This window comes from Nocardioides sp. Leaf374 (assembly GCF_916862475.1).
GTDB lineage: Bacteria > Actinomycetota > Actinomycetes > Propionibacteriales > Nocardioidaceae > Nocardioides > Nocardioides kribbensis.
This window is the reverse complement of the sequence record NZ_CAKASO010000042.1, coordinates 1-20,751: the sequence shown is the minus strand read 5'-3', so window position 1 is coordinate 20,751 and position 20,751 is coordinate 1. Positions and strand designations below refer to the sequence as shown.

The window sequence follows — 20,751 nt, the reverse complement described above, 5'->3', positions numbered from 1 at the left end:
GGGCGCGTGCCCGCCCTCGGACAGACACCCGCCGCGTCGGCGACGCCGCCGGCCCCGGCCGCCACGCCCCTGCTGCGGTGGGCCACGGGTCTGCTCGTGGTGGCGCTGGTCGTCCTCGCGGTGCTGGTGGGTCAGGGAGCCTCCGGCGGTGCCGGCTCCGCGTCGGCCTCGCCGTCGCCCTCCCGCACGCCCAACACCTGCGCCGACGCCGACCTCGCCGAGCAGATCCGCACCGCCGACGCCGTCTTCACCGGTGTCGTGACCTCCTCGACGAGCTCGCAGGCTGAGGGCGGCGACGGCGCGGAGATCCTGCACGAGGTGCAGGTCGACCTGGTCTACAAGGGCCGCAGCAGCGTCACCACCCCCGAGGTGCAGGTGCGCAGCCTGCGCGGCACCGAGCAGGGCTGCGACCTGGGCGCGCTGGAGGACGGCGAGGAGTACGTCTTCGTCGTCGCCGCCGACGGCGACTCCTGGTTCGCCGCGGGCGACAGCGGCACCGCCCCGGCCACGGCCTCCTACGTCGAGCAGGTCGACGCCATCGTCATCGCCGAGCCCCGCCCGCCGGTCTCGCCGGAGCCCGAGCAGGCCTCCTTCGAGGCCCTCGACCCGGCCGAGCCGACCACGCTCACCCGCGCCGCCGCCCCCGGCGCGGCCCTGGTCATCGTCGGGCTGCTCGGCCTCGTCGTCGTCCGCCGCCTCAACCGGCGCTGACCCGCCCACCGTCGGTGCTCCGCCCACCGTCGGTGACCCGCCCCGCGACGCTGACCCGCCGCGCGACGCTGACCCGCCCACCCGCGGTGGTCCGCCCACCGACGCTGACCCGCCCACCGTCGGTGACCCGCTTCCCGACGCTGACCTGCCCACCGTCGGTGCTTCGCCCACCGACGCTGACCCGCCCACCGTCGGTGCTCCGCCCACCGTCAGTGGTCCGCCCACCCGCGGTGCTGCGATGCCGGCCAGCGGCTGGACCCGTGCTCGCACCCGCGGCCGGGCTCGCCACCGCCGTCGGACCCGCGCCTGCGTGCGACCGCGAGGCCGCGCGGTGAGCCGGCCCTGGTCGACCCTGGTCGCCGTCGGCGGTGGTCTCCTGCTGCTGTGGGCCGGGCTGGTCCTGGCGCTGTGGCTGCTGGCCCGCCGCGACCAGCGCACGGGCAGCCTGCGCGAGGCGCTGCGGCTGCTGCCCGACGTCGTGCGGCTGCTGCGCGCGCTGGCCGCCGACCCCGACCTCCCCCGTGGCGTGCGGCTGCGGCTCGTGCTGCTGCTGGCCTACCTGCTGATGCCGCTCGACCTGGTGCCCGACCTCATCCCCGTCGTCGGCTGGGCCGACGACGTCGTGGTCGTCGCCCTCGCGCTGCGCTCCGTGGTGCGTCGCGCCGGGCCCGACGCCCTCGACCGCCACTGGCCCGGCACTGCCGACGGGCTCACCGTCGTACGCCGCCTGGCCGGCCTGCCGATGCCTCCCGCGACCGGACGCCGGCCCGGCTCCGGGCTCTGACCCGACCCCGGCCTCGGCCCCGGATTTGGGCCCGGCTCCGGCTCTGGACCCGCCCCGGCTCCGGCTCTGACCCCGGCCTCGGCCCCGGATCTGGGCCCGGCTCCGGCTCTGGACCCGGCTCCGGCTCTGGACCCAGCTCCGGCTCTGGACCCGGCTCCGGCTCTGGACCCGGCTCCGGCTCTGGACCCGGCTCCGGCTCTGGACCCGGCTCCGGACCCGGGGCCTGGGCCCGCACCCCGCCCGGCTCCCCTGAGGCGCCGCTCGACCGGCACCCCCTGGGGGTGGCAGCGGCTGCGCGGCGCTCCACGACGCCGGCCACGTCTCCTGGGTTGAACGAACGTTCGATCAACCCGGACAGTCTGCCCGGAGGGGTCTCCAGCGTCGGACGACCGTCCGACCACTCCGCACGGCCCGGCACCGGAAGAACCCTCCGACCGCGGCCCTCCTCAGACCGTCCCCAGCGCCGGCAACGTCTCCCGGGTTGAACGAACGTTCGATCAACCCGGACGGACTGCCCGGAGGGGTCTCCAGCGTCGGACGACCGTCCGACTACCCCGTACTCCCCGGCGCCGGAGGACAGCTCCGACCGCCGCCGCCCTCGGACCGTCTACAGCGGCGGGCACAGGCCGACCCCGGCCCACCTCGGGGGCCGCGGTCGCGCCGCCACGTCCCGCCCTGCGACGATCCGAGGACCCGCCGTGCCGCAGGTCCACCTCCCGCCCGTCCCCGCTCACGTCGCCGGCGGGCGGGCGAACGCAGGCCGCGCCGTGCGCCTTCCCGTGGCGCTCACCGGTCTCGCGACCCTTGCGGCCGCCGCCCCCGCGGACGGCGCCGCGCCCCCCGCGCCGCGCTGAGCCCCCCGCACTGCTGAGGGCGGGTCAGGCGCTCAGAGGTACATGCCCCCCGAGCCACCGGGCGACTCGGCGCCCGGCTGCCCCGGACCCGGCTGCCCCGGCTGGCCGGGCTGACCCGGCTGACCGGCGCCCGGGTGGCCCTGGCCCGCGGGCAGGCCGCGCCGCATCTGCTCGAACTGCGCCCGCGCCTGCATCTGCTGGGCGTAGATCGCGGTCTGGATCCCGTGGAAGAGACCCTCGAGCCAGCCGACCAGCTGGGCCTGGGCGATGCGCAGCTCGCCCTCCGACGGGGTGGAGTCCTCGGTGAAGGGCAGGCTGAGGCGCTGCAGCTCCTCGACCAGCTCGGGGGCGAGGCCCTGCTCGAGCTCGGCGATGGAGGCCTGGTGGATGTCCTTGAGCCGGTTGCGGCTGGCCTCGTCGAGCGGCGCGGCCTTCACCTCCTCGAGCAGCTGACGGATCATGCTGCCGATCCGCATCACCTTCGCCGGCTGCTCGACCAGGTCGGTCACGGCGCGCTCGCCGTCGCCGTCCTCGTCGCCGCTCGCGGCCTGCGCGGCCACGGCCAAGGCCGAGGCGGGCACGCTGCCCATCGGCTGGCCGTCGGGCCCGACGATGACGATCTGCTGCTCCTGCTCGGGGCTCTCGCCCTGCTGCTCGGTCATGGGTTCCACCTTAGGTACGTCGAGAGATCGGTCGGGAGACCGGTCGTGAGGTCGGTCGGGAGGTCGGTCGGGGGCGCCCGGCAGCAGCGGCAGTGACCGGGGGTCGCAGCCGCTGCGGGCGGGGCCGGTCACGTCGTGAGCAGGATCTTTCCGGTGTGCGACCCCGAGGTCATCAGCTCGTGGGCGGCGACGACCTCGTCGAGCGGCATGGTGCCGTGCACGACCGGCGTGACCGACCCGTCGGCCAGCAGCGGCCACACGTGCTCGACGAGGGAGTGGCAGATGGCCGACTTGTTCTCCACCGAGCGCGCCCGCAGGGAGGTGGCGACCACGCTGCCGCGCTTGCGCAGCAGGGTGCCGAGGTCGAGCTCGGCCTTGGCGCCGCCCTGCATGCCGATGACCACGAGCACGCCCTCGAGGGCCAGCGCGTCGACGTTGCGCATGAGGTACTTCGCGCCCATGTTGTCGAGGATGACGTCGACCCCGGCGCCGTCGGTGGCCTCCTTGACCACCTCGACGAAGTCCTGGTCGTGGTAGTCGATGGTCACGTCGGCGCCGAGGTCGCGGCAGAAGGCGAGCTTCTCGGCGGTGCCACCGGTGGTCATGACGCGGGCGCCGCGGGCGTGGGCCAGCTGGATCGCGAAGGTGCCGATGCCGCCGGCGCCGCCGTGCACCAGGAAGGTCTGCCCGGCCTCGAGACCGGCGATCATGAAGACGTTGGACCACACCGTGGCCGCCACCTCGGGCACGGCCGCGGCCGTGACCAGGTCGAGCCCGGCCGGCACGGGCATGACCTGGCCCTCGGGCACGGCGACCTTCGTCGCGTAGCCGCCGCCGGCGAGCAGCGCGCAGACCTCGTCGCCCACGGCCCAGCGCGTCACGCCCTCGCCGACGGCGGAGACCGTGCCGGAGCACTCCATGCCGATCACGTCGGAGGCGCCGGGCGGGGGCGGGTAGTGGCCCTGGCGCTGCAGCAGGTCGGCGCGGTTGAGCCCCGCGGCCGCGACGTCGAGCACGACCTCGCCGGGCCCCGGCTCGGGGTCGGGCAGCTCGGTGACGGACAGGACCTCGGGACCACCGGTCCCCTGGGCGACGACAGCACGCATGCCTGCGACCCTAGGCCGCCGCGACGACGCCCGGACCACCCCTAGGTCCAGGCCCGGTGCCGACCGGCGCGCCGCCGTCGTACGCCGCAGCCGGAGCCCGCAGCCCGAGATCGGAGCCCGGAGGCCGGAGCCCGCAGCCCGGAGCCCCGAGACCGGAGCCCGGTGGTTAGAGGCCTCAGTCCGGAGGCGGCAGCTCTCAGCCTGCGCTGTGGCGCGCGGCCCACTCCTCGGCCAGCCGCTCGGCGCGGGCCGACAGCTCCTCGACCACCGCGGGGTCGCCGCCGCGCAGGCCAGCGGCGAGCCCGACGAGGTAGGTGGTCACCGGCGCGGCCGGCCGCAGCACCCCGTGCGCGGCCACGCGGGCCAGGTCGAGCACGAGCGCCTCGTCGACCTCGTGACCCTCGAGCCCGAGCGCCGCCGTGGCCTCGTCGATCCAGTCGGCCAGCGTCGGCTCGGCGGGAGCGGGGGCGGGGGTCTGGTCGTCCGCGGGGGAGGTCATGGCCCCAGCCTCTCAGGTGCCGGCCGCTCCGGTGCCGGCCCCGGTCTCCCGCTGACCCCCACTCGCGGCGCGGTCCTTCCCGCGCCATTGCGCTGCTTGCGCAGCTGAGACGTTCGCACCGGTGCGCCAACGGTGCAAACCTGGCTCAGCTGCCCGGTCTTGTCCGCGCAATTGCGCCGCTTGCGCAGCCGAGACGCCCGGACCGGTGCACCAGCCACGCAAACCTGGCTCGGCGGCTCGATCCTTCTCGCGCCATCGCGCCGTTTGCGCAGCCCCGCCGGCGTCGCGGTCCCCCAGCGCGATTGCGCCAGTTCCACAGCGGAGCCGTCCGCACCGCTGCTCCATCCGCGCACACCTGGCCCAGCGGCTCGCCGGGTCCCGCGCGATTGCGCCGTTTCCGCAGTCGAGGCGCCGGCGACCGTGCTCCAGCCACGCAAACCGGGCCAAGCCGCCTGGCCGGTTCCGCGCAATTGCGCCGCTTGCGCAGCCCCGACCACGGCCCCCGACCACGGCCCCCGACCACGGCCCCCGCCGGCGGCTCCCGACGGCCGCCCCGACGGCCGCCCTGACGGCCGCCCTGACGGCCGCCCTGACGGCCGCCCCACGGGGTCAGTCGCCTCAGCCCGGCGGCTCGGCTAGGTCGCGCAGGTCGGCCCAGGTGTCGACGTCGCGGTGCTCCTCGCCCAGGGCGGCGACCTCGGCGAGCCGCAGGTCGCGCAGCAGGTGCCTCATGGCCATGCCGTGCTGCGCCTCGTGGTCGGGACGCACGGCGTCGAGCCGGTCGGTGCGGAGCACGAGGGCGAGCTGGTGGCGTCCGTCGGGGGCGACCAGGCGCGCCCCGTCGAGGTCCTCGGCGAGACCGTCCTCCCTGAGGAGCGCGTCGTGGAGGCGGCGGAAGGTGTGGGCGGTGACGCGGGGCATGTCGACGGCCAGTACGCCGAGCGTGCGCGGCGCCCGCACGAGGGCGTCGCGCCCGGTGAGCAGCGCCGCGACCGGGCCGCCGTGGCGCGGCGACTCGCGGCAGAAGGTGACCGGCCGCTCGGTCGGCACCGGGTCGCCGACCACCACGACCTCGGCGGCGTCGACGAGCGCGTCGAGGGCGTGGGTGAGCAGCGAGCGGCCGTGCAGCTCGACGCCGGCCTTGTCGACGCCGTCGAGGCGCACCGCGGTGCCGCCGGCGAGCACGACGGCGCAGAAGCCGCCGGTGTCGGGGTCGAGCAGGGGGCCGGTGGGGGAGGAGCCGGGCATGCCTGGAGTCTCGCACCGGTCGCGGCCGGCTGGCAGGCTGGAGTCATGACCGCCGACACGACGTGGACCACGGCACGGGTCGCCCTCGTGCAGGAGGCCTCGGGTCTCGAGCCCGCGGGCAACCGCGAGCGCCTGGCCGCGCTGGTGCCGACCGGCCACGACCTGGTCGTGCTGCCGGAGGCCTTCGCCCGCGACTTCGGCACCGCCGGCTCGCCGCTGGGCGAGCACGCCGAGCCGGTCGACGGGCCCTTCGCCTCCGAGGTGGCCCGGGTCGCGGCCGCCGCCGGCACCACGGTGGTCGCCGGGATGTTCGAGACCGGCCCCGACCCCGAGCGCCCGTGGAACACGCTGGTGGTGCGCGGGGCGGTGAGCGCGGAGTACCGCAAGATCCACCTCTACGACTCCTTCGGCTACCGCGAGTCCGACGTGCTGACGGCCGGCCCCACGACCCCCCGGGTGGTCGACCTCGCCGGCCTGCGGGTCGGTCTGATGACCTGCTACGACCTGCGCTTCCCCGAGCACGCCCGCGCGCTGGTCGACGCAGGCGCCGAGCTGCTCGTGGTGCCCGCGGCCTGGGTCGCGGGGGAGCGCAAGGTCGACCACTGGCGCACCCTCGTGCGGGCCCGCGCGATCGAGAACACCGTCTACGTCGCAGCCGCCGCCCAGCCGGCCCCGCGCTACTCCGGACACTCGATGCTCGTCGACCCGCTCGGCGACGTGCTCGCCGAGGCCGGCGACAGCTCCGAGGTCGTCGGCGCCGAGATCAGCGCCGCGGTGCTGGCGCAGGCGCGTCGTACCAACCCCTCCCTGGCCAACCGGCGTCTGTAGCCTCTCCGCTCGTGCCCGCCCCCGACCCCGCGACCCCCGCGCCCTCGAGCACCGCGTCCTCCGACACCCCCTCCGACGCCCGGCCCGACGCCTCCCCGGGTACGCCGACCCGCGCCGGATGGCGCCGCGTGGCCCCGCTGGCCGCCTGGTGGGTCGTGGTGCTCGGCGGGGTGGCGGCCCTCGTGGTGGCGCTGCTCGACGTCGTGCCCGCCGACGAGCGGCTGCTCTCGGGCATCGGGTCGGTGGCCGTCACCAGCGCCTACACCTGGGCGCTGGTGGCCCGCGCCGGCGGACGGCCGCTGCTCTTCGGCGCGCTCGCGCTGCTGCTCGGCGTGGGCGTCCTGGTGCTCGACGAGGACTGGCTGCGCACGGGCGCCGCGGTGATGACGTGCGCGGTCGCCTCGGTGCTCGGCGTGATGGTCACGGTGCCGGCGCAGCGCTTCGTGCAGGCCGCCCGCGAGTGCGCCCTGGCGGTGCTGGTGGCCGCGGGCGGGGCGCTGGCCATGCTGGGCTTCGAGCCGGTCATCGCGCAGGTGCGCTTCGAGTACACCGTCTTCGGGCTCTCCCTGCTCGCCGCCTTCGCCCTCGTCCACCGCCTCGGCGCCGGGCTCCACGGCCTGGGCCGCCGCGGCCTGGTCGGCGTGCTCGGCGGCGGGCTCCTGCTCGCGCTGACCCTGGCCTACGCCGAGCTGCTGCGCCGCTACGGTCCCGGCGACGCCGTGGACAGCGTGCTCGACGGCGTCCGGTGGACCCGGGAGACCCTCGGTGCCTTTCCCCGTCCGATCGAGACCGTCCTGGGCGTGCCCGCCCTCGCGTGGGGCTGCCACATGCGCGCCCGGCGACGCCAGGGCTGGTGGATCTGCGCCTTCGGGGTGGCGGCCACGGCCCCGGTGACCACCGCGCTGATGAACCCCGCCACCTCGCTGCTCGAGGCGGGCCTCTCGGTGGGCTACGGCCTCGTGGTGGGCCTGGTGATCGGCTTCGTCGTCATCCGCGTCGACCTCGCCCTCACCGGCCCGCGCGGCTCGCGGGCCCGCCGCGCCGAGGCCGAGGCCGCGGTGCGCCCGGAGCCACCTCGGGCCTCGGCGCTGCAGTAGTACGCGCCGGTAACGGCTAGGTTCGAGACGTGGCTCGTGAACAGGTGACGGAGATCCTCGCGGAGATGGTGGCCAACGTGCTCACCATCGCGGTCGCGCCCGGCGAGCGCGTCGAGACCGGTGACACCGTGGTGCTGCTGGAGTCGATGAAGATGGAGATCCCGGTCATCGCCGAGGTCCCCGGCGTCGTGACCGAGGTGCGCGTCAGCCCCGGCGACGTCGTCCAGGAGGGCGACCTGCTCGTGGCCCTCACCCGCGCCTGACCGGCCCCACCGACGGGCCTCACCGACCGGGCCCGACCGACCGGGCCCGACCCGTCGGCGCCGTACCCGCGGGGCACCCAGGCGACCAGGCACGGCACGTGGCAGAGGGGGCGGGATTCGAACCCGCGGTAGGTCTCCCTACGACCGCTTTCAAGGCGGTTCCGATCGGCCGCTCCGGCACCCCTCCTCGCCGCGCCAGCCCGCAGCGCGGGTGGTGCGACCCGCGCAGTCTACGAGGAGCGGGCGGGTGGACAATCGAGGCATGCCCGAGCCGCTGCCGACCCCGCACGACTACCGCATGCACCCCGCCCTGGCCGCCCGCTTCGTGGGCGCCGGCCTGGTGGCGCTGGCGCTGGTGATGTTCGGCGGCACCGCGCTGGTGGCGGTGGCGGGGTGGTCCGGCGACCTGCTGCTCGTGCCGCTGGTGCTCGGCGTCGTCGGCGTCATCACCCTCGGCTGGTGGCTGCGCTCACGGGCCTACGTGCTGCGCGCCGACGCCGAGGGCTACCACGTGCGGCTGGTGCGGGGCGCCGGCGTGCGCGACGCCGCCTGGCGCGACGTCGAGTCGGCGGCCACCTCCTCCCCGCGCGGCATCCCGTGCCTGGTGCTGCACCTGCACGGTGGCGGCACGACGACGATCCCGGTGCAGGCCGTCGCGATCGACCGCGAGCAGCTGGTGCGCGAGGTGCAGCGTCGCCTCGACGCCGGGCGCGGCCTGCGCCGCCTCGGCGACTCCTGACCCCTGCTCGACCGGTGCCCTGACGGGGCACGTCCCCAGCGCGACGCGTCCGGTCCGCGCGCCTGATTGGTGCGCCGGGAGGGCCGCCTTGTAGCCTGTGCTCGCTGTTCTCGGAGGCGTCGCATAGTGGCCTAGTGCGCCCGCCTGCTAAGCGGGTTGAGGGTTGAACCCTCTCGCGGGTTCAAATCCCGCCGCCTCCGCCAGCCACGACCCCCGTCGGACTCCTCCGCCGGGGGTCGTCCTGTCCCTGCCGACGGGGCCCCTCGCGCCCGTCGCGCCGCCGGCGTGACCCGGGCGACACCGCTGGACCGGCGGGGTGCTTGCCAAGGCCCCGCGGCGCGCGCGACCCTCGTGGCAGTGCACGGGCCGCCCTCGGGGCCGGACCGCTATTCCGCGACGGCGGCTGCAACCTTCTGCAATGCAGGTTTCTGAGCCAACCCGCCGCGCCCGATCGCGACGCCGACGACGGAGGATGGGGTCACGGGCCATTCCGTGGGCCCCCGAGGACAAGGACTCCGCCATGAACGTCGCCCGCAAGCTCGCCGTCACCGTCGCCGCCACCGTCCTGAGCGTCGGCCTCGTCGGTCTCACCTCCGCCCCCGCCCAGGCCGACACCAGCTGGGGCTGCGGCGGCTGCGTCAGCAAGAAGTGACCTGAGCGCGGGCTGGCCCCGCGCCTCTCCCTTGTGAGACGGGGAGCGAACGTCCCCCCCGACTTGTTCGGTCCCAGTGCCGGTCCACGGCCCGTCTCCCCCCGAGGACAGCGACTCCGGTCGCTGTCCTCGCTGGTTCCGGACCCGTACGCCGCTGGCGTGCGGGTCCGGCCCACGTCCGGGCCCGCCGCTCCGGCCCGGTCACACCCGGCCCGGTCACGCCCGGCCCGGTCACGCCCGGCCCGGTCACGCCCGGACCGGTCACGCCCGGACCGGTCACGCCCGGACCGGTCACGCCCGGACCGGTCACGCCCGGACCGGTCACGCCCGGCACCGTGCGGCGGAGCGTCACTCCTGGTCGGGCGCGCCCGCCTCGCCGTCGAGGGCCCGGTCGCCCTGCACGCCGCGCCGGCCCATCAGGTAGCCGAGCTGGAAGCGGGTGTCGGCGTCGTGCTCGGCCTTGAGGTCGGCGACGTAGCCGGCGTAGGTGCGGGGGCTGACCCCGAGCCGCTTGGCGCTGACGGGGTCGGCGTGGCCCTCGATGAGCATCCGGATCGTCATCGCCCGCTGCTCCTCGGCGATGTCCTTCATCGTCGTGGTCTCGCGGTTGCCGAAGGGGCGGGCGCGCTCCCAGGCCCGCTCGAAGACGTCGACCAGGTAGGCCACCACCGAGGGCTCGCGCACGGCGATGGCCAGGGTGTTGTCGTCGGTGGCGGGGATGACCACGACGCGGCGGTCGACCACGATCATGCGGTTGAAGAACTCGTCGAGCGTGCGCACCTCGGCGCCGAGGCCGGTGACGGCCGCGACGTACTTGTGCGTGACCGCGCTGCGCCGGGCGCTGTGCTGGTAGAGCGTGCGCATCCTGACCCCGCGCGCGAGGGCGGCGGTGTCGCGCAGCGCGGCCTCGGCGAGGGTCTGCGGGTCGCGACCGGTCTGCGGCTGCGCGGTGAGCAGCTCGCTCTCGGTCTCGGCGGTGAGCCCACCGATGTAGGGGCCGATCGCGGCGCCGCGCAGGTAGGTGAAGGGGCCGCGGCCGCCGGTCTCCGGGGCGCGGCGCCACGCCTGGCGCAGCGGGCCGAAGGCGCGCGCCCACTGCGAGGACTCCTCCAGCAGGCGCCCGGCCTCCGTGCTCAGCGGGGTGACCACCCGTGACTGGACGGCGGCGGGGTCCTCGGGGAGCCAGGTCGCGCTGTCGGCGTCGAGGCTGACCAGCCCGAGCTGCACGAGCAGGTCGAAGGCGGGCCGGTCGTCGGCGCCCTCGGCCAGCCGCGGGTCGTCGGCGGCCATGCCGCCGGCCGCGACCATGTCCTCGTAGAGGGCGACGCAGTGCTCCTCGAAGGCCGCCCTGTCCTCGGGCCCGAACACCGCCACGCGTCCCCCTGACCTGGCCCCTGACCTGGCTCGTCGTCGTGCGCGAGCACCTGGTGTGCCGCGTTCCCCGAGTCTGCCGCGGATGATGACACACCCCTCGCAGGGGCCACCCGGGCGAGACCCCGGCGACCCCCGCCGCGACCCAGCCACGAGCCCGCCACAAGCCCGCCACGAGCGCCCCGCGACCCGGCCGGACGGCGTCCTGACTTGGATCGATCCACGATTCGTGGTCCACGTCACAGGCCCCGGAGGGCCTCGTGGGAGGTCCGAAAATCGCCTGTCCAGTCTGGATCGATCCAACGACCCTGGCGTGCGGAGGGGGGGTAAAGAGCGGCTAGCGTGCCTGTCAAGCAGCCCCGGGAAAGGCGAATCTGGACATGGTCGATGTGGAGAAGGTCCTCGACGAGGCGGGTCTCAAGAACCCGCACGTGCGTGAGTACGTCGCGTACTGGGCGGGGGTGACCGAGCCCGAGCGGATCGAGGTCGTCAACGCCTCCGACGACGCCCGCCTGGTGGCCGAGGCCCTCGAGGCCGGCGAGCTCCTGCCCGCCGGTGAGGGGCTGTACTACTCGCGCTCCTACTTCAAGGACACCGCGCGTTCCGAGGAGCGCACGATCGTCGCCACGAGCAAGCCCGAGGACAAGGGCGTCTACAACAACTGGCGCGACGCCGAGGAGATGACCTCCAGCCAGCTGGAGCGCATGCGCGGTCAGTCACGCGGCAAGACGATGTACGTCATCCCCTACCTGATGGCGCCTCCCGGCTCCCCGCTCGAGGCCTACGCCGCGGGCGTCGAGCTCACCGACAACCGCCCGGTCGTGCTCCACATGATCCGGATGGCCCGCGTCGGCACCGCCCACGTCGACAACCTCGAGGACCCCGCCTCGTTCGTGCGCGCCGTGCACGTCACCGGCGACCTGGAGAACCTCGGCCAGGGCACCCCCGACGACCAGCGCTACTTCGTCACGGTCGCCGACCAGCGCACGATCCTGCACTTCGGCTCGTCGTACGGCGGCAACGCGCTGCTGGGCAAGATCGCCCACGGCCTGCGCCAGGCCTGCTACGACGGCCGCGCGTCGGGCAAGTTCCTCGCCGAGCAGTTCATGCTGCTGGGGATCACCGACCACGAGACCGGCAAGAAGTACCACGTGTGCGGCGGCTTCCCGTCGGCCTCGGGCAAGACCAACCTCGCCATGACGCTGGCGCCCGACGCCATGGGCAGCCGCTACCACGTGGAGTTCTACGGCGACGACATCGCCTGGCTCTGGGTCGGCGAGGACGGCAAGGTCTACGCGATGAACCCCGAGAACGGGGTCTTCGGCGTCGCCAAGGACACCAACGAGCTCACCAACCCCACCGCGCTGGACTCCATCAAGCCCGGCAGCGGCGCGATCTTCACCAACGTCGCCTACAACCCCGACACCCAGGAGGTGTGGTGGGAGGGCAAGACCCCCACCTACCCCGCCGACGTCACCGGGTGGGAGGACTGGAAGGGCGAGAAGATCTCCGACCGCGAGGCCGGCGACGACTCCCCGTGGGCCCACCCCAACAGCCGCTTCACCACGACGCTGGCCAACGTGCCCAACGTCGCGGGCGACTTCGAGGACCCCGCCGGCGTGCCGGTCGACGCGATCATCTTCGGCGGCCGCACCCGCGACCGCGAGCCGCTGGTGCGCGCGATCACCGACCTCGCCGAGGGCGTCTACGACGGCCTCACGCTCGGCGCCGAGGCGACCTTCGCCGCCGACGGCCTCGACGGCCAGCTGCGCTACGACCCGATGTCGATGCGGCCCTTCATGGCCTACGCCGAGGCCGACTACGCCGCGCACTGGCTGAAGATCATCGGCGCCGCCACGCAGCAGCCGATCTTCGCCCACGTCAACTGGTTCCAGCGCGACGCCGAGGACGGCCACTTCCTGTGGCCCGGCTACCGGGAGAACCTGCGCCCGCTGCTGTGGCTGGTCAAGTACGCCGCCGGCGAGGTCTCGGGCCGCCAGACCCCGGTCGGTGTCCTGCCCACCGAGGAGGAGCTCGACCTCACCGGCCTCGACCTGCCCGCCGACGAGCTGGCCCGCATCCTCGACATCGACGTCGAGCGCTGGCGCCAGGAGATGGGCTTCCGCGAGGAGCACCTCCAGCAGTTCGAGGGCCTGCCCGAGGAGATCTGGGAGGCCCACCGCCGGGTCGCCCAGGCGCTCGCCGACGCCGACTCCTGAGCGTGTAGCCGACCGGGCACGGGCCGATTTCGACCCACGGTGCCCGGTCGGCTATCCTCGACCAGTCGTCGCACCGGCCCCGGCCGGACTGCACGACATGCGCCTGTAGCTCAACGGATAGAGCATCTGACTACGGATCAGAAGGTTTGGGGTTCGAATCCCTACAGGCGCACCGCACACGAAGCCGCAGACCATTACCGGTCTGCGGCTTCGTCATTCTCGGTTGACGGGCTCCTGCGAATTTGGTGTGCCTTGACCGTTCTCAATCTGAACGCGTGCAGCTCCGGACGTAAGCCATCGTCCTATCGCACAAGAACCCTCCCGTCGCGAGGTCGCCGTGACCACGGGGCCACCGCGGAGAGACAGCGTTCCGCAACGCCTCTCAGGTAGCGGGGGCTCCAGCGGAGCGCCGTGCGGCAGCTCTGTCTGCCCGGGCGGATAGCGTGTGAGTCCTGACCAAGGGAGACCCATGACCGACGCCGACGCCACGATGGTTCCCATCTGGACCTTGTCTACGACAGAGGGTGCCTCTGCGCCTGCCTTCGCCGCAGGCGAGGGCATGACCCCCGAGCGGCTTGCCGAGCTCCGCACGGCCCTCGCCGCGTTCGCGTCGGCACCACTGGTGACGCTGGAGGCACACCCCCTCCCCGCACGTCGTGAACGCTCAACTGGGCTCATGTTGCACGCGACCAGCCCGCTCGCCAGAGAGCTTTCGCGACTCGTAGCCGCTGACGCGCCCAAGGTGCCCGCTGTCGCCCAGGTAGCCGGGTCGAGCGAGGTGCTGTATCGCATGGTCGTCCCCGCGAAGGTGGCGGCAGAGTTCGGCAAGGGGATGGTTCAGCCGATGGTCTCGAAAGTGGCCAACAGGGGCGTCTACGGCGACCTCGTCGGTGACCTCGCCGGAGGCACCGCCAAGAGTGTCGTCGCGAAGGCCACCTTCGTCCCTGTGCAGGCCGCGTCCGCTGGCGCTACGGGCACAGCCGTTGGCGCAGTGGCCGGTACGGCCGCGTCGGCCACCGCGATAACGGTGGCTGCCCCGCTCGTGCTGATGGCGGTCGCCGTGGGTGCGAGCGCCTACGCCGATCAGGGGCGTCAGAGGGCGATCGAGAACATCACTGAACTTCTCGAAAAGCTGCACGATGAGACCTTGAACGCGGAGCGCAGTGAGCTCGACGGATGCCGTGACGCGATCGAAAAGGCTACAGGCCTGCTGCTCGACCGGGGCCGGGTCGGCGCCTCACTCGGGCTGGATTCTGCTGTGCACGCGATCAGCACGGCTACCAGCAACGCCGAGCGCCGTGTGCGAAAGTGGGAAGCCGCTCTGGATGGCTTCGCCGAAAACCGTGTAGAAGCGTCCGAATTGGAGATGACCTTCCCCGGGATCACCGAGGAAGGCGGCGAGTTTCGTGCGCACCTCGAGTTGGCCGCGCTGTCCATGGCCCTGAAGAGACGCGTGGTGGTGCTGCAAGCTGTGGAGGCCGGTCAAGGGGACGAGACAAATCCGTTCGGCAACTTCGTCCAGAGCCTCAGTGAGGATCAGAGGAAGATCGATGAGTTGGAAGAGCGGGTCCGCTCCGTCCTCCTCCGTCTCTCGTCACTCGAGCTGCGCTCGCCGAAGCGCCTCATCGACAAGGTGATGACACGAAGGCAGGTGGAGACTCTTCTCGACGCCTCCTATCGGCTTCGCGGATTGGGCTCGGTGTACACCACTGAGTCTCAGGCCGCCGACGTCGTCATCGAGATTGAGAAGCGTGCCGACGGGAGCCTATTGGTGTTGCCCTCACGCGCAGCCTGATCCGAGCGTCGATGGGCCCGCTGACGCTAGCGATCGGCGACGCTTGTCTGGGGACGGCGGTGTTGCGTGTGGGCTTTTGGCGACTCGTCGGTTGTCGCCGCCATCGGGAGGAGTTGGGGAATGCTCTTTCGTGTCCGCGCTTGCTCGTCTTGGCCAAGGAACGTCTGTCCGGCCACTCCAACAGGGCTGAGGAGCCCTAGACCCCCTCTTCATCCGCGGTGCTGATACGCAAACCGCGTGCGCGGCGCTGCGACTGCTGGCCTTCCATCCTTACGCTGCAACGGTGACGAGTAGTTCTTCCGGCGACCTTGTTCTCGGCCACATCCTTGCGGCGTGCGGCCTCGATCCAGCGGATGTCCTCGTGTTGCGCCACACGTACCAAGAGGACGGGCTCCGTCGTGGAGAGACGACGCCGGAGAAGATGCACGCCTACGCGCGGGGGCAGTTGCTGCGGTTCAACGCCAGCCAGCCGCCTGTCTGGTTGAACTTCCTCGCTGAGCCAGGTCGGCGCAGTCGGTTCTGGGGTGCATTCGAGAACCACGGTGAGATCGAGTCGGAGCGGACAGACGTACTGCGCTTCTTCGATCTCCGTCCGTCCGACGTCATGTCGCTCCTCGCGAACCGGCTCACGATCGAATGGTCCAAGGACGCGATCAACTGGGCGAAGAAGGGGACCGTGGCGTCAGCGTTCCCGATAGTCGAGATCGCCGACCCCGAAGCTGTGGCCTTCCCCGGCTATGACAACGTTCTGCTCGATCTGCCCGGCTTGAGAGCCATGGTTGAGGACCCTCGTTACGCCGCATGGCGCACTGCGCTCGGGTCTGTCCAAGGCATCTACTTGATCACTGACACCAGCACGGGAAAGCACTACGTCGGCAAGGCGGACGGCGGCGAGCGCATCTTGGGTCGTTGGGGCGCGTACGGACGTGACGGACACGGCGGCAATGTCGCATTGCGGGACCTCAGAGATGCTGACGCAGAGCACGCGCGCCACTTCCAATGGTCGCTCCTGCGAGTGTTCGGGCCCTCGACGCCGACGGCCGAAGTGGATGCTGCGGAGGCGCACTTCAAGCGAGCCCTTCTGTCCCGCGAGTTCGGGCTCAACCGGAACTGAGGCGCTCATCGGCCGTCAGTCCCGGCTCCGCGGCGATGACCGAAATCGCCCTTGTCGAGCGAGGGTCGCAAGACCTTTGTCTGCAAACGCGGACGCCAAGCACCGCGGCGCGAACCTCCGAGTCCGGCGACGCACCGAAACCTGTAGCTGACGGTCCACTCGATCTCGTCGCCGTGCGCAGCACCGCTCTGCTTTCCCGTGAAGGAAAAGACACGAGTCCGTCGACCGACCCGGTCCGGGCAGGGTGGTTGAGGACTGACCGGGCGATGCCATCACCCTCCGGGCCGGTAGCCGGAACCGATTCACTAGTGAGGGGCGGCCCGGGACCTCGGGCTCGTCCTGCGGGGTCGTTCATCGTGCGGGCTCAGGTCGCGGGGTTGCCGCCCTCATCCATCGCTCAGCTCGGGATGCTTGCCTCTCACCCTGAGTTCTGGGGTCAAGGCCTCGCACCGCCACCGCAAACCGTCACCGATATGCGGCCTCGCCCATTCTCCGAGGCTCAAGAGGCGAGGATCGCCACGACGCGCTCGGCCGCGAGGTCGGCCCCGGCGTGGTCGTGGGCCTGGATGGTCACGACCGCGTCGCCGAGTAACAGCACGAGCTGACCGTGGGCGCCGTGCAGGCGCCAGGCGTCGCCCGGTCCGCCCCACGCGCCCAGGGAGTAGCGCGCGTAGGCGGGGGAGGCCGCGTCCCGTTCGGTCCAGTCCGAGCGCAGGCCGGTGGTCCAGCGCGAGGAGACCAGTCGCCGTCCTTCCCAGACGCCGTCGTCGCGGATCAGCCGGCCCAGGCGCGCGAGCTCCTCTACCCGCAGGTGCAGCCCTCCGCCGGCGGCGACGTACCCGTGCGGGCACCGGTCCCAGGGCGGCGCGTCGATGCCGAGCGGGGTGAAGAGGGCCGGCTGCAGCCAGTCGGCGACGTCGTCGACGACGCTGCTGAGCGCGCGCATCGCGGTGTAGGTGCTGGCGTTGGAGTACTGGAAGACCCGCCCCGCGGACGGGCGCGACAGGAACTCCTGGGCCAGGTCGGGCCAGTCGGTCAGCATCGTGTCGCTCCACGCCAGGTCGATGCCGCTGGTCATCGAGAGCAGGTGCCGCGTCGTGACCGACCCGACGCCCTCGCCGACCACCGGGGGCCGCAGGTAGCGGGTGACCGGCGCGTCGACGTCGTAGAGGCCGGCGTCGCAGGCCAGCCCGACGGCGAGGGTGCAGACCGCCTTGGCGGCGGAGTGGACGTCGCGGCGTACGTCGGGGGACCAGTGGTGGACCGCGCTGTCGTCGGCGAGGAGCACGTGGACGGCGTCGGCGCCGAAACCGTCGGCCTCGAGGGCACGCACGACCTGCTGGAGGACGTCGCGCGCGCTGGTCACGGCCCCAGTCTGCCGGTCGGTGTCAGCGCCGGAGCGGGGCGTCGGCCGCGGGACGACGACCGGAGGGACGCCGGACCGCGGCCGGGTGCCGGGGCCGGCGGAGACTGTCGACCTACCGCTCGTGAGAGCGCGCCACGGTAAAGACGTCCGACACTAGGATCGAGTCCATGCGTCTCGTGTCGACGGTCGTCGGCTTCTTCCTGCGGAAGCTCGGCCTGTTGGCGGCGCTGGTGCTCTCGCTGTTCCTCGGCTACCTGGTCATGCAGTCCCTGGTGCCGGCCCTGCGCGAGGCCGCGGCCGACCGGGACCGGCTGGAGCGGGTCGTCGAGGAGCGAGCCGCGCTGCAGGAGGACCTGGGCCGGCTGCAGGCGGCCGCCGCCGCGGCCCGGAGCGAGGCGACGGCCTCGCTGGAGGCCGAGCTCGGCGACGAGGTCGGCACGCTGCAGGGGGCTGTCAGCGATAAGAGAGCGGAGGTCGAGCGGCTGCGCGACGGCCAGCAGGACGTCTGCGGGCTCGTGCGGGACCTCATCGACCTGGTGACGCCGGGCGACGCGTGCGACGCGGCCGAGGCGGCGGTGCGGGAGGCCGACGAGGCGCTCGACTCCCTGGAGGACGGCCTCGCCCGGGCCGAGGAGGGCGTGGCCGTGCTGCGCGACCCCGACCTCAGCGACCAGGAGAAGCTGGACCGGCTGGGTCGGGGCGACGACCCGGCGTTCCGCCAGGACGAGATCGACGCGCAGGAGTCGGCGCTCGAGAAGAAGCAGGGCGAGGAGGACGTCCTGGAGGAGGCCCAGGGCTCCGGCACGGGCTGGGTCGTGGACCAGTGGGCCCGGTCGTGGAAGTGGCTGGCCGTCATCGCGCTCACCGTCCTGCTCGCCCCGATCGTGCTGCGCGTCGTCAGCTACTTCGTGCTGATGCCGCTGGTGCGCCGCCTCCACGAGCCGGTGCGGCTGGCCGACGGAGCGGAGACCGCGGACGCCGAGATCCGCACCAGCGAGGCCCAGCGCACGATGACCGTCCACGTCGGCGCCGGCGAGGTGCTGTCGACGCGCTCGGCGCACGTGCGCTCGGTGCAGGGCAGGGCCCGCAGCCGACTCCTCTACGACTGGTCCTCGCCCTTCATCAGCTACGCCGCCGGGCTGCACGAGATGAGCCGCCTGGTCGGGGACGAGACGGGCGGCTCGGTGACCCTGGCCAACCCCGACGACCCCAACGCCTACCTGATGCGCATCGACCTCCGCGACCACCCGGGCCTCGTCATGCACCCCAAGCACGTGGTCGGCGTCGTCGGGACGCCCGCCTTGGAGACGCGCTGGCGGTGGGGCGTGCACGCCTTCGCGACCTGGCAGGTGCGCTACATCCTCTTCGCCGGCACCGGTGGCCTCATCGTGGAGGGCTGCGGCGACGTGGTGGCGACCAACCCCGAGGGCAGGGCGACCAGGGTCAACCAGAACCTGGTCATGGGCTTCGACTCCCGCCTGAGCCTGGGCGTCAACCGCACCGAGGTCTTCTGGCCCTACCTGCGCGGCCGCGCGCCCCTCGTCGACGACGAGTTCACCGGCCACCACCCGCTCTTCGGGCAGCAGTCCGACACGGGCGAGGCGTCCAACCCGGTCACCCGGACGTTCAACGCGCTGTTCTCCGGCCTGGGCAAGCTCTTCGGCTTCTAGGCACGGGCCCGCGGGAGTGCGGGTCACGCACGAACCCGGTTGACCCCGCGGGCCCGCGCAGGCTTGGGTGGTCGGCGTGACCGACCGGCTCGGGCCGCTGCGCCATCGCGACTTCCGGCTGCTCGTGGCCGGCACGGCGACCAGCTCGCTGGGCAACGCGATGGCGCCGGTGGCGCTGGCCTTCGCGGTGATCGACCTCGGCGGCTCGGCGCAGGAGCTGGGGCTGGTGGTGGCGGCGTTCGCGCTGGCCGAGGTGGTCACGGTGCTCTTCGGCGGGGTGCTCGGCGACCGGGTCTCGCGCAAGGTGCTGATGGAGGGCTCGGCGGGCGCGTGCGCGCTGGTGCAGGCGGTGCTCGCGGCGGTGCTGCTCACCGGCGTCGCCAGCATCGCGCTGCTGACGGTGATGGGGGTGGTCACCGGCTGCCTCGCTGCGCTGAGCGGTCCGTCGTCGCAGGCGATGACCCGCCTGACCGTGCCCGCGGCCGAGCTGGCCTCGGCGGTGTCCGTGCGCCGGATCGGGCAGACCGGGTCGCAGATCGTCGGCTTCTCGGTGGGCGGGGTGCTCGTCGCGGCCGCCGGGCCGGGGTGGGCGATCGCGGTCGACGCGGCGACGTACGCCGTGGCCGCGGGGTGCTACGCCGCGCTGCGGGTGCCGCACGTGCGGGGCGCCTCGGTGGGCGCGTCGGTGCTGGGCGACCTCGGGGTCGGGCTGCGGGAGGTGCTCAGCCGCACCTGGCTGTGGCTGCTCATCGGCCAGGCCCTGCTGTACCACCTCGTCTACGGCGGCGCCCAGGGCGTGCTCGGCCCGATCGTGGTCGGCGACGGGTTCGGCCGCGCGGCGTGGGGCTGGGCGCTGGCGAGCCTGATGGCCGGCTTCGTGGTTGGCGGCCTGGTGACCCTGCGCTGGCGACCGCGCCACGGGCTGCGCGTCGGTGTCGCGATGCTCTCCCTGACCGCGGCGTTCCCGCTGGCGATGGCCGTCTCCGACCAGCTCGTCGTGGTGCTCCTGGGCGCCTTCGTGCACGGTTTCGGGCTCGAGGTCTTCTCGGTGGCCTGGGACCTCTCGATCCAGCAGAACGTGCCCGAGGACCGGCTGGCCCGGGTCTACTCCTTCGACCAGGTCGGCTCCTTCGTCTCCCGCCCGGTCGGCCTCGCGCTGACCGGGCCGGTGGCCGAGGCGGTCGGCTACGACCGGTGGCTGCTCGTGGTCGGGGGCGTCATGGCCGCCTCGTCGCTGCTGGCCCTGCTCTCGCGCGACGTACGCCGACTCGAGCGGCACGCGCCGCCGCCGCTGGGCGTGGACGCCCCCGCCTGAGCCCCGGGCCCCGTTCCCCGGGGCCGGGCCCGGGACAATGGGGCTTCAGGGCAGCTGCGGCTCGGCCAGGCGCGTGACGGTGCGCAGCAGCCAGAGCGACTCGCCGGCGGTGGGGTCGTCGGTGAGCACGACCGAGACCCGCCCCGGCGTGCCGGGCGGTCGGGGCTCGTCGAGCGCCGCGGCGACGCCGGTCTTGGAGGGCGCGTAGGCCCCCGAGGGGCAGGCGAGCAGGTGGACCGACCGGTCGGGGTGCGGCTCGCCGTACCAGGACGCCCAGAGCCGGAAGGCCTCGGGCACGGCGTTCTCGAGGGCCTGCGGGCTCGACCAGACGTCGACGGTGACGGTCTGCGACTGCTGGGTGGATGCCTCCATGTCAGCCCCCTCAGACCTGGAAGCGGGCCACGAGGGCTTTGAGCTCGGTGGCCATGGTGGCCAGGGCGGTGGCGGACTCGAGGGTG

Annotated in this window: 19 protein-coding genes and 3 tRNA genes; 14 read left to right on the top strand and 8 right to left on the bottom strand. The window is 73.3% G+C overall.

Annotated elements, in window-relative coordinates:
• Positions 1–6 precede the first annotated feature (6 nt).
• Positions 7–711, top strand: a complete 705-nt coding sequence (locus tag LPA27_RS16080) for a hypothetical protein (protein WP_228943085.1) — start codon at positions 7–9, stop codon at positions 709–711.
• A gap of 331 nt (positions 712–1,042) precedes the next feature.
• A complete protein-coding gene (locus LPA27_RS16075) occupies positions 1,043–1,495 on the top strand; it encodes a YkvA family protein (protein WP_228943084.1) in 453 nt (150 codons plus the stop codon).
• Between the two features lie 886 nt (positions 1,496–2,381).
• Here LPA27_RS16075 and LPA27_RS16070 read toward each other — a convergent pair.
• The 4 genes from LPA27_RS16070 to mobA all read right to left on the bottom strand — a co-directional run bounded on the left by LPA27_RS16070 (position 2,382) and on the right by mobA (position 5,864).
• On the bottom strand, positions 2,382–3,011 hold the full coding sequence (locus LPA27_RS16070) for a bacterial proteasome activator family protein (RefSeq protein ID WP_228943083.1): 630 nt from the start codon (positions 3,009–3,011) through the stop codon (positions 2,382–2,384).
• 128 nt (positions 3,012–3,139) lie between these two features.
• A complete protein-coding gene (locus tag LPA27_RS16065) occupies positions 3,140–4,117 on the bottom strand; it encodes an NAD(P)H-quinone oxidoreductase (RefSeq protein ID WP_056905069.1) in 978 nt (325 codons plus the stop codon).
• A gap of 196 nt (positions 4,118–4,313) precedes the next feature.
• Positions 4,314–4,616, bottom strand: coding sequence for a DUF6457 domain-containing protein (locus tag LPA27_RS16060; protein ID WP_228943082.1), 303 nt, complete (start codon positions 4,614–4,616; stop codon positions 4,314–4,316).
• Between the two features lie 618 nt (positions 4,617–5,234).
• Positions 5,235–5,864: a molybdenum cofactor guanylyltransferase gene (gene mobA / locus LPA27_RS16055; protein WP_228943081.1), complete on the bottom strand. Its 630-nt coding sequence runs from the start codon at positions 5,862–5,864 to the stop codon at positions 5,235–5,237.
• A gap of 45 nt (positions 5,865–5,909) precedes the next feature.
• On the opposite strand from mobA, the gene LPA27_RS16050 reads away from it, so the two are divergent.
• Genes LPA27_RS16050 through LPA27_RS16040 form a run of 3 tightly spaced genes read left to right on the top strand, consistent with a single transcriptional unit; the run spans position 5,910 to position 8,052 of the window.
• Positions 5,910–6,692: a carbon-nitrogen hydrolase family protein gene (locus LPA27_RS16050; protein ID WP_228943080.1), complete on the top strand. Its 783-nt coding sequence runs from the start codon at positions 5,910–5,912 to the stop codon at positions 6,690–6,692.
• 11 nt (positions 6,693–6,703) lie between these two features.
• Positions 6,704–7,789: a hypothetical protein gene (locus tag LPA27_RS16045; RefSeq protein WP_156697970.1), complete on the top strand. Its 1,086-nt coding sequence runs from the start codon at positions 6,704–6,706 to the stop codon at positions 7,787–7,789.
• A gap of 29 nt (positions 7,790–7,818) precedes the next feature.
• Positions 7,819–8,052, top strand: coding sequence for a biotin/lipoyl-binding carrier protein (locus tag LPA27_RS16040; RefSeq protein WP_156697971.1), 234 nt, complete (start codon positions 7,819–7,821; stop codon positions 8,050–8,052).
• A 99-nt stretch (positions 8,053–8,151) separates the two neighbouring features.
• On the opposite strand, the gene LPA27_RS16035 is transcribed toward LPA27_RS16040, so the two are convergent.
• A tRNA-Ser gene (locus tag LPA27_RS16035) sits at positions 8,152–8,239 on the bottom strand.
• 75 nt (positions 8,240–8,314) lie between these two features.
• Here LPA27_RS16035 and LPA27_RS16030 point away from each other — a divergent pair.
• From LPA27_RS16030 to LPA27_RS19290, 3 genes are all read left to right on the top strand, one after another.
• A complete protein-coding gene (locus LPA27_RS16030; protein ID WP_228943079.1) occupies positions 8,315–8,791 on the top strand; it encodes a hypothetical protein in 477 nt (158 codons plus the stop codon).
• A gap of 112 nt (positions 8,792–8,903) precedes the next feature.
• Positions 8,904–8,994: transfer RNA gene (locus tag LPA27_RS16025), tRNA-Ser, on the top strand.
• Positions 8,995–9,311: 317 nt separating this feature from the next.
• On the top strand, positions 9,312–9,443 hold the full coding sequence (locus tag LPA27_RS19290; protein WP_267477223.1) for a hypothetical protein: 132 nt from the start codon (positions 9,312–9,314) through the stop codon (positions 9,441–9,443).
• A 348-nt stretch (positions 9,444–9,791) separates the two neighbouring features.
• Here LPA27_RS19290 and LPA27_RS16020 read toward each other — a convergent pair whose 3' ends face one another.
• Entirely contained in the window at positions 9,792–10,817 is a 1,026-nt protein-coding gene (locus LPA27_RS16020) for a LuxR family transcriptional regulator (protein ID WP_228943078.1), read from the bottom strand.
• Between the two features lie 377 nt (positions 10,818–11,194).
• Between LPA27_RS16020 and LPA27_RS16015 the strand changes: the two genes are divergently transcribed.
• The 4 genes from LPA27_RS16015 (at position 11,195) to LPA27_RS16000 (ending at position 15,942) form a co-directional block, all read left to right on the top strand.
• The gene (locus LPA27_RS16015; RefSeq protein WP_228943077.1) at positions 11,195–13,033 is read left to right on the top strand and encodes a phosphoenolpyruvate carboxykinase (GTP); all 1,839 of its coding nucleotides are present in this window, start codon (positions 11,195–11,197) and stop codon (positions 13,031–13,033) included.
• Between the two features lie 99 nt (positions 13,034–13,132).
• Positions 13,133–13,205, top strand: a tRNA-Arg gene (locus LPA27_RS16010).
• A 297-nt stretch (positions 13,206–13,502) separates the two neighbouring features.
• Positions 13,503–14,828 carry a hypothetical protein gene (locus LPA27_RS16005; RefSeq protein ID WP_228943076.1) on the top strand — a complete coding sequence of 442 codons (1,326 nt, stop codon included), beginning with the start codon at positions 13,503–13,505 and terminating at the stop codon, positions 14,826–14,828.
• A 283-nt stretch (positions 14,829–15,111) separates the two neighbouring features.
• The gene (locus tag LPA27_RS16000) at positions 15,112–15,942 is read left to right on the top strand and encodes a GIY-YIG nuclease family protein (protein ID WP_228943075.1); all 831 of its coding nucleotides are present in this window, start codon (positions 15,112–15,114) and stop codon (positions 15,940–15,942) included.
• Positions 15,943–16,441: 499 nt separating this feature from the next.
• On the opposite strand, the gene LPA27_RS15995 is transcribed toward LPA27_RS16000, so the two are convergent.
• On the bottom strand, positions 16,442–17,308 hold the full coding sequence (locus LPA27_RS15995; RefSeq protein ID WP_228943074.1) for a serine hydrolase domain-containing protein: 867 nt from the start codon (positions 17,306–17,308) through the stop codon (positions 16,442–16,444).
• A 167-nt stretch (positions 17,309–17,475) separates the two neighbouring features.
• Between LPA27_RS15995 and LPA27_RS15990 the strand changes: the two genes are divergently transcribed.
• Entirely contained in the window at positions 17,476–18,978 is a 1,503-nt protein-coding gene (locus tag LPA27_RS15990; protein WP_228943073.1) for a hypothetical protein, read from the top strand.
• A 76-nt stretch (positions 18,979–19,054) separates the two neighbouring features.
• Complete coding sequence (locus LPA27_RS15985) at positions 19,055–20,293, top strand: MFS transporter (protein ID WP_228943072.1); 1,239 nt, start codon at positions 19,055–19,057, stop codon at positions 20,291–20,293.
• 45 nt (positions 20,294–20,338) lie between these two features.
• On the opposite strand, the gene LPA27_RS15980 is transcribed toward LPA27_RS15985, so the two are convergent.
• Positions 20,339–20,665, bottom strand: coding sequence for a hypothetical protein (locus LPA27_RS15980; RefSeq protein WP_228943071.1), 327 nt, complete (start codon positions 20,663–20,665; stop codon positions 20,339–20,341).
• Positions 20,666–20,751: the final 86 nt, after the last annotated feature.

Bases quoted from the DNA above. Each gene is read 5' to 3' on its own strand.
- LPA27_RS16070 (WP_228943083.1), bottom strand. From the start codon at position 3,011: ATGACCGAGCAGCAGGGCGAGAGCCCCGAGCAGGAGCAGCAGATCGTC.
- LPA27_RS16065 (WP_056905069.1), bottom strand. From the start codon at position 4,117: ATGCGTGCTGTCGTCGCCCAGGGGACCGGTGGTCCCGAGGTCCTGTCC.
- LPA27_RS16060 (WP_228943082.1), bottom strand. From the start codon at position 4,616: ATGACCTCCCCCGCGGACGACCAGACCCCCGCCCCCGCTCCCGCCGAG.
- mobA (WP_228943081.1), bottom strand. From the start codon at position 5,864: ATGCCCGGCTCCTCCCCCACCGGCCCCCTGCTCGACCCCGACACCGGC.
- LPA27_RS16050 (WP_228943080.1), top strand. From the start codon at position 5,910: ATGACCGCCGACACGACGTGGACCACGGCACGGGTCGCCCTCGTGCAG.
- LPA27_RS16030 (WP_228943079.1), top strand. From the start codon at position 8,315: ATGCCCGAGCCGCTGCCGACCCCGCACGACTACCGCATGCACCCCGCC.
- LPA27_RS19290 (WP_267477223.1), top strand. From the start codon at position 9,312: ATGAACGTCGCCCGCAAGCTCGCCGTCACCGTCGCCGCCACCGTCCTG.
- LPA27_RS16015 (WP_228943077.1), top strand. From the start codon at position 11,195: ATGGTCGATGTGGAGAAGGTCCTCGACGAGGCGGGTCTCAAGAACCCG.
- LPA27_RS16005 (WP_228943076.1), top strand. From the start codon at position 13,503: ATGACCGACGCCGACGCCACGATGGTTCCCATCTGGACCTTGTCTACG.
- LPA27_RS15990 (WP_228943073.1), top strand. From the start codon at position 17,476: ATGCGTCTCGTGTCGACGGTCGTCGGCTTCTTCCTGCGGAAGCTCGGC.
- LPA27_RS15980 (WP_228943071.1), bottom strand. From the start codon at position 20,665: ATGGAGGCATCCACCCAGCAGTCGCAGACCGTCACCGTCGACGTCTGG.